The sequence below is a fragment of the Bacillus sp. FSL R5-0512 genome (assembly GCF_038593295.1).
In the GTDB taxonomy this organism is placed as follows: Bacteria; Bacillota; Bacilli; order Bacillales; family Bacillaceae; genus Bacillus; species Bacillus safensis.
Genome location: NZ_CP151982.1, coordinates 3,135,638 through 3,151,146 on the forward strand (window position 1 = coordinate 3,135,638; position 15,509 = coordinate 3,151,146).

Here is a 15,509-nt window from a genome sequence, read left to right on the forward strand (position 1 = left end):
CTATTATATCCTTGTTTATGCCCTTTTAAAACCCTCACCAAGCACCTCTTTTGCATCCATCACAATGACAAATGCTGATGCATCGATTGCTTTCACCACTTGTTTCAACTTTGTGAATTGTGACTGCCCAACGACACACATCAAAATTGGGCGGTCATGATCGGTATATCCTCCGACTGCTGAGATCTTCGTCACACCGCGGTCAATTTGATCAAAAACCGCCTGTCTGACCTCATCTTCATGCCCTGTAATGATCATTGCCATTTTTGAATGACTGAAGCCAGCCTGTACCACATCAATCGTTTTACTAGAAATAAACACACCAATGACCGCGTACAGCCCCTCTTCGATTCCAAAGACCGTCATCGCAGCCAGAACAATCAAGCCGTCCATCATCGCTAAACAGGTGCCTAGCGTGAGTCCTGTGTACTTATTGATGATTTTGGCAGCGAGTGCTGTTCCACCCGTTGATCCATTCCCAAGGAACACGAGCCCTATTCCGATCCCAATGACCACACCGCCAAATATAGCCGCCAGCAGTGCTTCATGTGTGACAGGTGCAATATGTCTTGTGACAAACACCATGAAAGGTAAAAAAATCGAGCCAACGAGTGTTTTCACTCCAAATGTACCGCCTAATAAATAAAAGCCAGCGATAAACAGGGGAATATTAAGCCCCCATTGCACATACGCCGCTTCAAAGCCGAATGACTGCATAATGGTACTAATGCCGCTCACACCGCCTGCTGCAATCTGATTCGGTAATAATAACGTATTAAAACCAATCGCCACGACGGCAGATCCGATTAAAATGAACAAATAATTTTTCACTTCGATCCAAAATTGTGAATGTCCCTGCTTCATGTCTTTCTTCCTCCGTTACTTCTGAATGCACACCTATTTTAATCCCTCTTAAAACGATTGTAAATAACAGCCAAATGCAGTGCTAATGGATTAATACTTTATCACACAGACGGAATAGCGTACTTGCCGGTTGGCATAGGATGAATTGATGGTATATTTAATATGTACATGAGAAAGAAGGGGCATGCGATGAAGAAAATACTGAAGATAACAGGTATGACATTACTTGCACTGATCATCTTAGCTTTTGGTGCTTTCTATACATGGAGCCGCTTTACATATGGACCATCAGAAGCATTAAAAAAACAAGTAAACATGGAGCAAGTGGAACATAAAAACAATGTTTATACATTTGAAGCATCAAAAAGTGATACTGGCATCATTCTCTATCCTGGGGCAAAGGTGGAACCACTTGCGTATGCCTATATCGGGGATACGCTGATGAAAAAAGGCTACTCTGTCTTTATCCCTGACATGCCATTTTCCTTTGCGATCTTCAATCCAAACAAAGCGCAGGACATCATCAAAGATCACCAATCGATCAAACACTGGTATATTGGCGGACATTCACTTGGCGGGGCAGCTGCCGCTATGTTTGCAGAAAAAAATCAGAGCAAGCTCGATGGACTCTTTTTCCTAGCATCTTATCCAGCATCAGATGACCTGAAACAATCGTCACTAAAAATCCTCTCTATTTCAGGTGAAAAGGATGGGCTGGCAACACAAGAAAAAATCAAAAAATCGAAAACAAATCTGCCGTCTCAAACCGTTTTTCATGAAATAAAAGGCGGAAATCATGCGCAGTTTGGCATGTATGGCAAACAAAAAGGGGATCAGCCAGCGGACATTCCAGCCCTGTCGCAGCAAAATGATCTCATCCAGACAATGCTTGACTGGCTGAAGCCAGCAAAAAAGCTCCCATAATAGGAGCTTTTCATTTTTTATTTTTTTGTCACCTCTAAAAATTCTTCAGCATCTGCTACAGCCAAACGAATGGCTTCTTCCCAAAATGCTTTTTGGGTAAGGTCAACGCCTAGATGCTTTTTGGCTAAATCTTCTACTGTCATTGAAGCAGTATCCTTTAATAATGCAATGTATTTCTCTTCAAACGATGTACCAGCCTGCAATGCTTTTGCGTAAATTCCTAACGAGAACATGTATCCAAAGGTGTATGGAAAATTATAAAATGGAACATTCGTGATATGGAAATGCAGCTTAGAAGCCCAGAAATGCGGATGGTATTCATCTAATGAGTCACCGAACGCTTCCTTCTGCGCTTCGACCATCAATTCATTCAATCTGTCAGCCGGCACTTCTCCTTGTTTACGCTCTTCATAAAAGCGCTGTTCAAATAAGAAACGAGATTGAATGTTCATGAAGAAAGCTACACTGCGCTGCAGCTTATCCTCTAACAGGCTGAGCCGCTCCTCTTCATTTGCGGCTTCTTTTAATGAGGCATCAGCTACAATCATTTCTGCGAATGTCGACGCTGTTTCAGCTACATTCATTGCGTATTTGCGATTCAGTATGCGAACATCCTGCATCACTTCCTGATGAAACGAATGACCAAGCTCATGCGCTAGTGTCGCCACATTGGATGGACTTCCTGAGAAAGTCATAAAAATACGTGATTCTCCGCTGTCAGGGAAATTTGTACAAAAGCCGCCTACCCGTTTGTTTGGACGGTCCTCAGCTTCTACCCAGCGTTCATTAAAGGCTTTTTCTGTAAAAGCAGCGAGCTCTTCTCCAAATCCTGCGAAATGTTTCACAATAAAAGCAGCTGCTTCTTGATAAGGATAGATTTTGGTCTCACTGCCGATAGGAGCCCCAACATCGAACCAGCTCAGTTTATCCACTCCAAGCATGTCAGCTTTTCGGTGTAAATAATCAATGAATGGCTGCTTATGTTCATCAATCACAGACCACATTGCATCAAGGGTTTCTTGTTTCATCCGGCAAATTTCAAGCGGTTCTTTTAAAATGTGATCCCAGCCCCTTGCTTCATACACTTGCAAACGAAAACCAGCAAGGTGATTGAGCGTACTAGCAAATAAATGTTCATCCTGCTTCCATGCATGCTCTAGGTTGTGATAAACGGCCTTTCTGACTTCACGATCTGAATCATCCATAGCATTTTCTGCTTGGCCTACAGAGATCATCTGCGTTTCTCCATGCTGTTCAAACGGAATGGTAATTTTATTGACTAAGCTGGAATAAAGCTCATCCCACGCATGGTACCCATCTACAGCCAGCTTTTGAATCAGCGTTTCTTGTTCAACAGGTAATTGATCCTTCACACGGTCTCTTCGCTCATTTAATATGTAGCGGACATCTGAAAAGGCTGCTGAATTCATCAATTCTTCCCACTTGTTTGCAGGGATAGCAGCTAGCGCTTGATCAAACAGTGCAAGGATGGTTCCTAAATCAGCTTCTAGGTTGGCAATCGTACCTCGAAGGCTGCCTGCCTTCATATCCTTCGTATTTTGAGCTTGTAGGCAGGATACAAATGAACCTGCTTGAGACAATTTTTTATATGTAGTTTCATACGCGTCAAGGACAGACGTTAATTGGCTTTCAATGTGTGTATCTTCTTTTGAAAAGGCATCCACCTTTTGTCGTAATTCATCTAGTAGCTGCTGAATGTTTTGCAGGTATGTCTTAAATTCTGGTGAAGAACTGCCTCCTTTAAAAAAGGCATCTAAATCCCACGTTTCTTGCAATGGTGTTAATCCCAAAATATTTCCCCCTTTATTTGCTAATTTCATCATACAAAGGATATAGAATCAGTATGTCGTATATATACCTTTATATTCATTATATTTTCTCACAATTAAAAAAACCCGGCAAGAAGCCGAGTTTTTATGATAATTTCGAACGTAGGTACGCATCGATAAATGAATCTAAATCTCCATCCATCACCGCTTGAACATTTCCCATCTCCGTATTGGTTCGATGGTCTTTCACAAGAGAATAAGGGTGGAATACATAAGAGCGGATTTGGCTTCCCCAGCCAATTTCTTTCTGCTCTCCTCTGATTTCATCCAATTCTGCCTGCTGTTCTTCGATCCGTTTTTGATAAAGTTTCGATTTCAGCATTTTCATCGCACGTTCTCTGTTTTTAATTTGTGATCTTTCTGTTTGGCACGTCACGACGACATTCGTTGGAATGTGTGTGATACGAACAGCAGAGTCCGTCGTATTAACGTGCTGGCCACCTGCTCCGCTTGCACGGTACGTATCTACCTTGATATCCTCTGTCCGAATATCAATATCAATTTCTTCATTGAATTCCGGCATGACATCACAGGAAACGAAGGATGTATGTCTGCGGCCAGAAGAATCAAAAGGAGAAATACGAACCAAACGATGGACACCTTTTTCAGCTTTTAAGTAACCGTACGCGTTATGCCCTTTGATGAGCAAAGTCACAGACTTAATCCCTGCCTCATCACCTGGAAGGTAATCAAGCGTTTCGACCTTAAAGCCTCTGCGCTCTGCCCAGCGAGTGTACATTCGCAGAAGCATAGAACCCCAGTCCTGTGATTCAGTACCGCCTGCACCTGGGTGAAGCTCCAGAATGGCATTGTTTTTATCATAAGGTTCGCTTAAGAGAAGCTGCAGCTCAAATTCGTTAAACTGCTTCGTTAAGTTCTTCAGCTCTTTTTCAAGCTCTGCATGAAGCTCCTCGTCATAATCTTCCTTTAATAAGTCATGCGTCATTTGCAGCTCTTCATGCGATTCACTGAGCTCATGATAGGAATTCACAGAATCCTTCAGTGCATTGGCTTCATTGATAACGCCTTGAGCCTTTTGCTGATCATTCCAAAAATCAGCCTCTGACATCGTCGCTTCAAGCTCTGCGATTTTGGCCTCTTTTGTTTCTAAGTCAAAGAGACCCCCTAAAATCAGCTAGCCTGCTAGCCATATTTTCAAGCTCTTGTCTAATTTCTACTAATTCCATATCCTTCACCTCATAGATGTATGGGGGCTGACATGAATAGAAAGAGGTTTTCACCTCTTTCCATTACTTATTCTGTCTTCCCATGACAATTTTTATATTTCTTGCCGCTTCCGCAATGACATGGGGAGTTTCGTCCAATGTCTACGACTTTACGTACCGGCTTCTTCTTCACTGTCTTCTCCTCATCACCCTCTTGCGGCTGATGAGCCGTTGTTTGACCTTGAACCACTTCTTCACGTTCTAGGTTGTTTTGGATTTCTGATTTCAAGACATACTTGGCCACATCATCTTCAATTGAAGCAACCATATGCTCAAACATCGCAAATCCTTCCATTTGGTATTCACGAAGCGGATTCGTTTGTGCGTACGCACGTAAATGAATACCTTGACGCAGCTGATCCATTGCATCGATATGGTCCATCCACTTCGAATCCACCGCACGAAGAACGATGACTTTTTCAAATTCACGCATTTGTTCTTCGCCAAATGTTTCTTCTTTTGCATCATATTTTTCTTTAATACGATCCATGATGAAGGTTGTGATTTCATCTGCTTCTTTACCGAAGATATCTTTGACCGTAATGGCACCTTCGTCTAAATAGTTCGTGTTGATTAATTCAACAAGACCATCTAGTTTCCATTCTTCAGGCAGCTCTTCTTTTGGCGTATAAGATCCCACCGCACGCTCAATTGAAGATTGGATCATATTGATGACAATTGATTTTAAGTTGTCAGAATCGATGACTTCAAAACGCTGTTTGTAGATTACTTCACGCTGTTGACGAAGCACATCGTCATATTGCAGAAGCTGCTTACGGGAATCAAAGTTGTTCCCCTCTACACGTTTTTGAGATGATTCAACGGCTTTAGACACCATTTTACTTTGGATTGGTGTAGAGTCATCCATGCCAAAGCGGTCAAGCATCGCCATCGTCCGCTCTGCACCAAATCGGCGCATCAATTCATCTTCCATGGAGAGATAGAATTGGGTAATCCCTGGGTCTCCTTGACGTCCAGAACGTCCGCGAAGCTGGTTATCAATACGACGGGATTCATGACGCTCTGTCCCGATAACAGCCAGACCTCCAAGTTCTTTTACACCTTCGCCAAGCTTGATGTCTGTACCACGCCCTGCCATGTTTGTCGCAATGGTCACAGCACCTTTTTGACCAGCCTCTTCAATAATTTGTGCTTCACGCTCATGGTTTTTTGCGTTTAACACTTGATGAGGAATGCCTTTATTTTTAAGCAGCTTAGAAATAAGCTCAGATGTCTCAACTGCAACTGTTCCGACAAGAACTGGCTGCCCTGTCATATAGCGCTGCGCAACATCCTCAGCCACTGCTTTAAATTTACCATCCATTGTGCGGTAAATTAAATCAGGTCTGTCATCACGAACAACTGGCTGGTTGGTCGGGATTGAGACAACCTGCATGTTGTAAATGTTACGGAATTCTTCTTCTTCCGTTTTTGCTGTACCAGTCATACCAGATAATTTTTCATACATACGGAAGTAGTTCTGGAACGTAATTGTTGCTAGTGTCATGCTTTCGTTCTGCACTTCAAGACCTTCTTTTGCCTCGATGGCTTGATGCAGACCTTCACTATAACGGCGTCCTTTCATTAAACGTCCTGTGAAGGAGTCAACGATGACTACTTGGCCTTCTTCTACTACATAATCCACGTCTTTTTGCATCGCAACATGTGCCTTCAGCGCCTGAGCGATGTGATGGTTCAGCGCGACATGTTTGACATCAAACAGGTTCTCAATGCCGAATGCTTTTTCCGCCTTCGTCATTCCGCTTTCAGTCAGCTGCACACTTTTTGTTTTAATATCATACGTGAAATCATCTTCGATTTTTAATGTGCGGACAAATGCATTGGCTTGTACATAAAGCTTTGTTGATTTCGCAGCTTGTCCAGAAATAATAAGAGGTGTTCTCGCTTCATCAATTAAAATGGAGTCAACCTCATCGATCACGGCATAATGAAGCGGTCTCTGAACCATTTGCTCTTTGTAAAGCACCATGTTATCCCGTAAATAGTCAAAGCCGAGTTCATTGTTTGTTGAATACGTGATATCAGCGGCGTACGCTTCTCTTTTTTCATCTTTGTCTAAGCTGTTTAAGTTTAAGCCGACTGTTAAACCAAGAAACTCAAAAATTTTGCCCATTTCCTGCGCATCACGGCTTGCCAAGTATTCGTTGACTGTCACGATGTGGACGCCTTTTCCAGAAAGAGCATTTAAATAAACAGGCATTGTTGATGTCAATGTTTTACCTTCACCTGTTTTCATTTCAGCGATGTTACCTTCATGAAGCGCGATCCCCCCCATGAGCTGCACCTTAAACGGGAACATTCCTGTTACGCGGCGGGATGCCTCGCGAACCGTTGCAAACGCTTCAACCAGCAGGTCATCCACCGATTGTCCTTTTTCAAGTTTTTCTTTAAATTCAATCGTTTTATTTCGTAAAGCCTCGTCAGATAATTTTTCAAAATCTTGAGCGAGAGCTTCGATTTCATTTGCCTTTTTTTCATATCGGCTGATCGTACGTTTCGTAGGATCAAACACTTTGTTTAAGATTCCAAGCATATAATAACGCTCCTCTATTTCATGCAATTTTTCGGCATGTCCAAAAGTTTGACAGGTCCATATTTACCTGCATTTATCATACCATACCTTCTTTCATTTCCAAAGAATTTGCCATAATTTCGCACAAAAAACCCGCCCCTTATGAAGGGAACGGGTTTACTTTATTTAGGTTGTTTTTGAATCAGCATCAACTGATATTTAAGCGTTTGGCTCAATGAGTCCATATTTACCGTCATTTCGGCGATAAACCACATTGGTCAAATTAGTCTCAGCATTTGTGAAAACGAAGAAACTATGACCTAACATGTTCATTTGGAGAATGGCCTCTTCACTATCCATCGGCTTTAAGTTGAAACGTTTTTGTCTGACGATTTCTGTTTCATCAATCTCTTCGTCATCTTGAACTGCTACTTCAGCCGTACCATTTCCTCCAGCAAATAAGTGCTTTTTGGCACCTTGCTCGCGGAATTTACGGTTTACTTTTGTTTTGTGCTTTCTAATTTGACGTTCTAATTTACTGGCTGCTAGGTCTACTGCATTGTACATATCCTCATTATGCACCTCAGCTCGAAGTGCTAGATCAGTCATTGGAATGGTAACCTCAACTTTAGATTCTTGATCGTTGTAAAACTTCAAGTTCACGTTGACTGAAGCATCTACATCTGTCTCAAAATAACGCTCCAGCTTTCCAATTTTTTTCTCGACATGATCTCTTAGTGCAGGTGTTACGTCGATGTTTTCTCCTCTGACATTGTAATTCATGTAAAGAACGCCTCCTTTAAAATTAAGGATATGTAAACCTATTTCTACTTTTCCCTCCTTTTCTCCTGCTCAAACGTAAAAAAAATGTGAATATTTATTGAAATTTGTCGAATTTTACGGTGCTTCAACTGTTGCTTGATAGGTGATGAATATATATTCGGCTAATTCTTGAAAAAGACCAGCGTACATTAAATGGTAAAAGATGAAATCGATGTTTTCAGCGATTGAGATAAGGATTTTAGATCCTCCGCAGCCGCTTTCATCTCTTCATTGGCCGCTAATGATTCTTCAACAGCAGCAGACATGTACTCTGTTTCTTCTGAGTTTCGTTTCGCACCTTCTTCAATGAAACCAACCGTTTGAGAAATTTCCTCTGTACTAACAGAAATTTGTTCTGCAGTGGCTGACAGCTCTTCTGCTTTCATTGAAATATCACGAATAGATTCCAATATTTCATGGAAGCTTTGTTCAGATAATTGTGATACTTTTACACCCTCTGCTACATCCCGCTCAACCTTCGTCATTGATTGTGATGACCTTTCTGTATCTTTGTTCACATTCTCGAGTAATTGACTAATTTGATCTGTCAACTGACTAGATTCTTCTGCCAGTTTCCTCACTTCATCTGCTACAACTGCAAAGCCTCTTCCATGTTCTCCCGCTCTTGCTGCTTCTATAGCTGCGTTTAAAGCAAGCAAATTCGTCTGGTCAGCAATGGCATGGATATGACCTAACAGATCTTGAATGCCTGTAAACTGCGCTTGCACATGGGCCATTGTGGAATGGTGTTCATTCACAGACTCTTTAATAGAACTCATTTGTTGCACAAATTGTTGAATAAGGGCGGCACCCTCTTCAGCCTTTTCAGTCACTGAAATTGAGTGACCCGAAACATCGGACGTGTGTACAGCTGCATTTTGCATGCCAGTCGACACTTCCTGAATGGCGGATGCCACTTTTCCGACCGCATCTGATTGTTCACGTGAAGCTTCACTGACCTGTTCAATCGAGCTGGATGTCTGCTCACTAGCCGATATCGTTTGACTGATGGTTTCCTCAAATTGAGCAGCAGAATCAGCAAGCTGTCTTGATCCGCTTTGCACCTGCAAAATAAGCTGACGCAAATGAGCCGTCATTTGATTAAAGGCTGTGCCGAGTTGACCAATCTCATTTTTAGAGGTCACTTCAATCTCTTCAAGGGTAAGATCACCATCTGCCATCCTTTTTGCGGCATTTGTGACAGAAACAATTGGTTTTGTCATGCGATGAACAAATCTGATCCCAATCACCAAAAGGCCAACAATAATCGCTGCACTGACCAAAATGAGTGTAAGCAATAATTGATTACTATCTTGATTGAGTTGATTGATTTTTTGATCACGTTGTTTTAGCTGATTTTGAGCGAATTCTTTTGTAAAGGTATGTATTTCTTGTTCGATAGGTTGTAATTCTTGACTGAGGCGGGTGTTGAATTCTTTTTGATTTTGCATATTTAATGAATTAAATAATCGATTTGTTGAGGTGTAGTAGAGATAATTTTTTTCTGAGATTTGATCTAATAGATTTTTTGCTTGTTTGACCGTACTCATTTTAGAAGCTTCTGCTGTTTTCTTATTAATATCTTCATATGTTTGCTCAATTTTCTGCAAATTTTCAGCATCTTGCACGACGACATATGTTTTAATCTGTGCTTCCTGCTTTTGCAGAAGGGTTTCTAATTCCAGCGATGTCTGATAAAGCTTCACTTCCTTGCTTAATAGCGCTTTATAGGATTGATCTGTTTTGTAATAGAGAAAGCTTGAGAATCCTAACATACTGACAAACAATACACATATGACAATAAGCCCAAATAAAAATTGATTTTTTAGTCTCATAATTTCCTCCGAATGGTCTGAATTGGACAAAAATTAATGAATGACATACGGCCTCATACAGGCATGTATTTCATCCATCCACTTTCTATATTCAGGTATAAAGTATGTTTTCAGGAATGATTGGAAGTGATTTGAAGGGAATGTATAGAAAGCTAGTACATCAAAACTTAAAAATATTTGATCAAACGAACGAATCGTTTTGGCAAAGTGATCATTTTCAATAATTGAAAGCAGAAGGGGATGTGTTGTGTCTAAATGAAAGAAGGCATGGATCAGATCATTAAAGATCCGATCCCCTTCTGTTTTGTCAAAATCCTTCTCAATTTCATCTAAATAGTTTAGACTCTCTTCTATCGTGTATAGAAGTTCATAATATGTGGTTAATAAAATATAGTCATTTGAACGATACGCCACAGGTCTCACCTATTTATTTCCGTTTATCGTAGTATACGCCGTCACTTGTTATGGGCTGGTATGGATTTTGATAATTCAGCTGTTTTGTTTTCTTTTTTTGTATGGCTTGAATATCTGCCTTTATTCCATTTTGGATAACCGTTAATTGCTTCGCCATCTGTTGATCTGTTTGGATGATTTCGCGGATTTTCTCTTTTTCTTGATCCGTCAATTCATGCTGTATATCTCTCATTAATTCGTCTCTCTCAATTAAAAAGGCATCAAAGTCTTCAACAAGTGTCTCACTTTGCGGATTTTCCGCTATTTCGGCTGCCATTTTTAATGTTTGATCGTGCAGCTGGTCCACAATACTCATAGAGAGCCCCCGATAGAGTGGTGACGGCCTTTTCGATCGGTTTGAATGACTTCCTTCCACGCATCACGAAAATCAGTTACGTACTCTTCTACTTCATTCAATATCTCTTCGTCATTTTGAAGATTGGCTTCTATCAGTCTGCGATAAATGTAATCATACATACTTGCCATACTCTTTGATACGTCATAGGAACGATTTAAGGTGACATTTAATTCTTGAATGATGTTTTGAGCCTTTTTCAGGTTCACATTTCTCGTTTCTGCATCCTCTTTTTGAATGGCATGCTTCGCTATTCTGATGAACTTTAAGCAACCTTCATAAAGCATAAGCGTCAACTCGGCAGGTGTTGCGGTCTCAATAGAATTTTTCTGATAGGCGGCATAAGGGTTCTGTATTGCCATATGTTATAAACCTCCAATTATTGTCCAAGCAGTTGAGAAAGGTAGCCAGATTGGTTGTTTAGCTTTTGAATCGCACTATCCATGGCGTTAAACTTCGTATAGTAACGGGCTTCAACCATTTTTAAACGATCTTGGAATGTACTCATTCGTTTTGTCAAAGAGTCAAGGTCCTTACCAAGTCCATATTCCTTTAATTCCATAGTTGTGCTGCCAGCCTTTTTTTGAATGCTCTTCGAAAAGTCTGATAAGGAATTTTTGACACGATAGATAATTCCTTGTTCTTGATATTGCTGCTGCGCTTTGTCTTTATCCTTTGAATCCACATTTAAACTACCCGATATGAACATTTGTCTGACCTTCTCTGGGTCTTCTTCAATGGCTTTTCTTAATTTCTCTACTCCATTTATATCCTTACTAAATTCCAGCTTTCCGCCATCTTTATACTTGGATGATGTCTCAATACCGATTTGTGTGAGGTGAATTTTATTCCCATCACTTGTCGTAATATTAGCATACAAATCACTTCTTATTTTAGAGGCACCAGATCGTAAAATGGAATCACTTCTCAGCAAGCCAGACTTCGCGGTCGTTTCCCATAGCTCTATTTCTTTTTCAGACATCGCTTTTTTCTCTTCAGCCGTTAATGGATGATAGTCTCTGTTTTTCTTTTCATTGACTTTTCCATTAATCTGCTCAACGAGTTCATTATATTTATCAACAAATTGTTTAATTTTATCATATATTGCATCCACATCTGTTGAAACGTTTAAGCTGACGGGCTTATCTGTGGTTGCTTTAAGCTCGTACGTAATATCAGCCTGCGTGAATGTATTGTTGTTATTTTCCATTTTCAGACCATTAATCTCGTATTGCGCCTTCTGTCCTTGAGTGGTCGCAACTAATTTGTTATCTCCATCTACTTGGAAGCCTAATTGCGTTAAAAATGAAGCCGAATTGCCATCAGCTGCTTTAATACTGACGCCTTCACCCGTTGTTCGAGAAGTAAGAGCGATGGTATCCACGTAGTTAGTGCCATCAGAGATTTGGCCTTTGTAAGCCGTCACACCTAATTGCGCGCTGTTCAGCTTTTTCACGATGTCATCAATTGTATCGGTATCAGAAGTATTGATTGTCACCGTTTTTGGTTTTGTCGAATCTGGTGTCGTCACTTCAAACGTAAACGTTCCGTTTGTTGGTGTAAATCCAGATGTACCAGAGGATTTGAAGACTGAAGCTGTCGCTAGCTGAGTGACATGAATAGAGCCAGAGGTCGCATTTGTTGATCCAGTTGCTGTGACAGCAGATTCATTAGAGCTTGTCACCTTTTTGGCGCCATATGTACTTGGACGCGTTAAGTTTAAACTGTTAATCAAATCATCTAATTCTTTAATTTTCGAGTTAACCTCGCGATAGCTGTCTCTTTGCCATTCAAGTGTTTGTTTCTGACGCGTCATTGTATCAAGTGGTGCTTGCTCCGTTTTCATCAGCTTTGATACGATTTCATCAATATCGAACACATTTGAAAATCCAGTAATACGATTGACCATTATTTATGTTCTCCCTTCATTTACATTCTTTTATCTACAAATAAACCGACAATTTCTGTCATTGCTGCATAGAAATCAAGCCATTCCTTGGAAGGAATTTCTCTAATGACTTCATCTGTTTGGTTATCTACGACTTTGACATAATATTCGTTGAGTTTTTCATGTAATTCAAATTGAAGATGAAATTGAGTAGGTTCAATCAGCTTGTTTGCCCCTTGAAGCGTTTTTTCAATTTCTTCTTTTGAAACAGCCCTGCCATTTGCTTGTGAGTCAGAGTTTACATTGTCATTCTGGCTATTAGAAACACGGGTTTGAAATGCATCGATAATTGGCTCTAGCGATGTCAACTTACCAACAGACATAGTTATTCAGCTCCTGTGCTTTAATCTATCTTTTATATCGGCTTTGAATTTGCAAATTAAATATAGATGGACCGATTTGTTAAAGTTTCCTATAGATCATGAACATCTGTATCGAAACGCTTTCACACGGAGAAGGACAGCTGAATGCGATAAAAAAATCCTCACTTTTTTTGTGAGGATAATTGAGAGAGGAGATCTAAGGATAAACTAGCAGCACGATTGTTCTCTTCTTGAATTGACAGGTACACTTCTTTCCTGTGAATATCGATGTGCTTAGGAGCCTCAATCCCGACTTTCACTTGATCGCCTTCGATTGAAATAATCTTGACTTCAATATCATCGCCTATTTGAATCGACTGGTTTAATTTACGAGACAGCACTAACATGAGGATGCCACCTCTAACAAATGTTTTGTATGATAGGCTGAATCATGCAAAATCACCTGCTTGGCTTTCATGTTTTTCCGGTTCACAATAATAGGCGCTCTTAAATTGGCTGTTGTTTTTTCAATAGATGATTCCATTGTTAAAATAACCATTACTTCCACATCATTAGCATCTTCTACTTCCAGAATGTCTACAACCGTTTCGTCTAAATCAAATTCGTATTGATTGAAGAATAAAAACGGGCTGCTGACGATAAAACCTAATGCCGAGTTATTTAATGATTGAAGAACTAAAAATGGAGACTCTTCTGATAAAGGCAAAATGACAAACTGTTTTTGATCCAGAAATCCTGGTATCCCGTTAGAGAAGTGAATGATTTGCTCCTCTTTGATTGTCACTTCACCATGGTATTTTGTTTGAATGATCATAATTCACGACCTTTTTCATTTTTCTTAACTATACCTTATCACCATTTTGGCCCGTTTCGTCAACTTCTATTTTTAATTCTGGGTATTGTAACATATCAATATTGACCTTACCTGGCTGGTAGTTAACGATTGGTTTATGAGGTGTGGCCTCTATGATAGCTTTTTGCGGCTCCACATCAATTTGAAGCTCAGAAGGCTGATAGTGAATTTTCACACTAAAGAATGAAGGTATCACACCAATGGTGAATTGTTTTGCTGGGGGACTGCCATTGATTTTGGCAAACTCAGTAATCGCATTCCCACCATTCTCGATCTTGATGAGTTCACTTCCTTCTTCCGCTCTTCGACCCATTCCTTCTCCAACAGCACGCTTCCCCTCAGCTGCCCATTCCTCAGAACGTCTAAAAATTGACTTGATGTCCATATCGGCAAATGCCTCGGTTTGATCAATGGTTAATTTCGACGGTGTCCTTTTGATATTCATGACAGCTCGTGGCTGCTGAATCTCAAGATCAGCTTGTGGCTGCTCTACTTCTTGCCGGGAAGGAGTTGTCGACATTTGAAGCTTTGCATAGGTTTGCTGCATTAACAATCTAGGGATTTGCATATGTTCACCTCCATGATGCAAAAAAGCACCCATCGGATGCTTTTTATTATCTTAAGAAATCTACAAGGGATGGCTGAATGACTTTCGCTGTTGTCGCTAAAGCAGCTCTATTCACCGTCTCTTGTTGAAGAAGATCAAGAATTGCCTTTTCACTTTCAACATCTTCATTATCTGATTTAGCATTTTTCAGTACTTGAAATTGTGAAGTCAAACGACTTCCTACTAAGTCAACACGATTCGAACGCGCTCCTAGGTCAGATCGCTCAGCACTCATTACTTCTTTAAACTGATCGATACTTCCTAATGCATCATCAGAATTCGCAAACGTTCCATTTTTCAATGAGTTTTCTAAATCAGTCAGCATTTCAATGACATTTTGACCGTTAGCCTGTCCGCCAAACGCTGAGATTGGATTTGAGTTTACATTTAAAGTGATACCATCAGAAATATTCGCTTGAACAGCATTCGCATCTGTATAATTTTCGAAGTTAAATGTATACGTTCCGTCTGCATTCTCAACAACTGGTTTAACATTTGTATTTGTCCCATTAAATACGAACTTACCTAGCATTTGAGTGTTCATTGCATCAATGATTTGATTCTTCATCTGGCCAATTTCCACTCCGATAGCTGCTAAATCTTCGGGCTGCTTTGTTCCATTTGCCGCATCAAGCACTTTATCTCGTATATTTGACATAATATCAATGATTTCAGTGACACTTGTTTCAGATGTATCAATCCAGTTTTGTGCTTCATTTAAGTTATTTTTATATTGTTCATTTCGGAACAAGGCAGTACTATATTGAAGGCTTTTTACTGCTGCAACAGGATCATCAGACGTTTTTGTAAAACGTTTGCCTGTTTGTGCCTGCTCATTAATTTTAGAAAGTTTTTCATAACTTTTACTAATATTTCGAAGTGAGTTTTGAGAAATCATACCTTGTGTGACTCGCAT

General features: G+C 40.3%; 16 protein-coding genes. 1 reads left to right on the top strand and 15 read right to left on the bottom strand.

Annotation, left to right across the window (positions count from 1 at the left end; all coding sequences use genetic code 11):
• Nucleotides 1-15 precede the first annotated feature (15 nt).
• A complete protein-coding gene (locus NSQ25_RS16195; protein WP_326135847.1) occupies nt 16-864 on the bottom strand; it encodes a YitT family protein in 849 nt (282 codons plus the stop codon).
• 189 nt (nt 865-1,053) lie between these two features.
• Between NSQ25_RS16195 and NSQ25_RS16200 the strand changes: the two genes are divergently transcribed.
• Nucleotides 1,054-1,788 carry an alpha/beta fold hydrolase gene (locus NSQ25_RS16200; RefSeq protein WP_326135848.1) on the top strand — a complete coding sequence of 245 codons (735 nt, stop codon included), beginning with the start codon at nt 1,054-1,056 and terminating at the stop codon, nt 1,786-1,788.
• 17 nt (nt 1,789-1,805) lie between these two features.
• On the opposite strand, the gene NSQ25_RS16205 is transcribed toward NSQ25_RS16200, so the two are convergent.
• The 14 genes from NSQ25_RS16205 to flgL all read right to left on the bottom strand — a co-directional run bounded on the left by NSQ25_RS16205 (nt 1,806) and on the right by flgL (nt 15,509).
• Nucleotides 1,806-3,599, bottom strand: a complete 1,794-nt coding sequence (locus tag NSQ25_RS16205; protein WP_081124900.1) for a M3 family oligoendopeptidase — start codon at nt 3,597-3,599, stop codon at nt 1,806-1,808.
• 124 nt (nt 3,600-3,723) lie between these two features.
• A protein-coding gene (gene prfB, locus NSQ25_RS16210; RefSeq protein WP_098677688.1) for a peptide chain release factor 2 occupies nt 3,724-4,825 on the bottom strand; the annotation gives its coding sequence in 2 pieces (ribosomal slippage) (nt 3,724-4,752 and nt 4,754-4,825; 1,101 coding nt in all).
• A 67-nt stretch (nt 4,826-4,892) separates the two neighbouring features.
• On the bottom strand, nt 4,893-7,418 hold the full coding sequence (gene secA / locus NSQ25_RS16215; protein ID WP_034281086.1) for a preprotein translocase subunit SecA: 2,526 nt from the start codon (nt 7,416-7,418) through the stop codon (nt 4,893-4,895).
• A gap of 198 nt (nt 7,419-7,616) precedes the next feature.
• Entirely contained in the window at nt 7,617-8,180 is a 564-nt protein-coding gene (raiA, locus tag NSQ25_RS16220; protein ID WP_024423608.1) for a ribosome-associated translation inhibitor RaiA, read from the bottom strand.
• A gap of 188 nt (nt 8,181-8,368) precedes the next feature.
• Complete coding sequence (locus NSQ25_RS16225; protein ID WP_326135849.1) at nt 8,369-10,054, bottom strand: methyl-accepting chemotaxis protein; 1,686 nt, start codon at nt 10,052-10,054, stop codon at nt 8,369-8,371.
• Nucleotides 10,055-10,087: 33 nt separating this feature from the next.
• A complete protein-coding gene (locus NSQ25_RS16230; protein WP_046313067.1) occupies nt 10,088-10,468 on the bottom strand; it encodes a hypothetical protein in 381 nt (126 codons plus the stop codon).
• Nucleotides 10,469-10,481: 13 nt separating this feature from the next.
• Nucleotides 10,482-10,823 carry a flagella biosynthesis regulatory protein FliT gene (gene fliT / locus NSQ25_RS16235; protein ID WP_041115575.1) on the bottom strand — a complete coding sequence of 114 codons (342 nt, stop codon included), beginning with the start codon at nt 10,821-10,823 and terminating at the stop codon, nt 10,482-10,484.
• Nucleotides 10,820-11,224 carry a flagellar export chaperone FliS gene (fliS, locus tag NSQ25_RS16240; protein ID WP_041115574.1) on the bottom strand — a complete coding sequence of 135 codons (405 nt, stop codon included), beginning with the start codon at nt 11,222-11,224 and terminating at the stop codon, nt 10,820-10,822. The genes fliT and fliS overlap by 4 nt, the downstream gene beginning before the upstream one ends.
• A gap of 17 nt (nt 11,225-11,241) precedes the next feature.
• Entirely contained in the window at nt 11,242-12,771 is a 1,530-nt protein-coding gene (locus NSQ25_RS16245) for a flagellar hook-associated protein 2 (RefSeq protein ID WP_326135850.1), read from the bottom strand.
• A gap of 20 nt (nt 12,772-12,791) precedes the next feature.
• Nucleotides 12,792-13,133: a flagellar protein FlaG gene (gene flaG / locus NSQ25_RS16250; RefSeq protein WP_326135851.1), complete on the bottom strand. Its 342-nt coding sequence runs from the start codon at nt 13,131-13,133 to the stop codon at nt 12,792-12,794.
• A 161-nt stretch (nt 13,134-13,294) separates the two neighbouring features.
• Nucleotides 13,295-13,519, bottom strand: a complete 225-nt coding sequence (gene csrA, locus NSQ25_RS16255; RefSeq protein WP_008360181.1) for a carbon storage regulator CsrA — start codon at nt 13,517-13,519, stop codon at nt 13,295-13,297.
• Nucleotides 13,513-13,947: a flagellar assembly protein FliW gene (fliW, locus tag NSQ25_RS16260; RefSeq protein WP_024423615.1), complete on the bottom strand. Its 435-nt coding sequence runs from the start codon at nt 13,945-13,947 to the stop codon at nt 13,513-13,515. Before fliW ends, csrA begins: the two co-directional genes overlap by 7 nt.
• Nucleotides 13,948-13,975: 28 nt before the next feature.
• The gene (locus NSQ25_RS16265; RefSeq protein ID WP_326135852.1) at nt 13,976-14,554 is read right to left on the bottom strand and encodes a DUF6470 family protein; all 579 of its coding nucleotides are present in this window, start codon (nt 14,552-14,554) and stop codon (nt 13,976-13,978) included.
• Between the two features lie 46 nt (nt 14,555-14,600).
• Entirely contained in the window at nt 14,601-15,509 is a 909-nt protein-coding gene (gene flgL, locus NSQ25_RS16270) for a flagellar hook-associated protein FlgL (RefSeq protein ID WP_034281095.1), read from the bottom strand.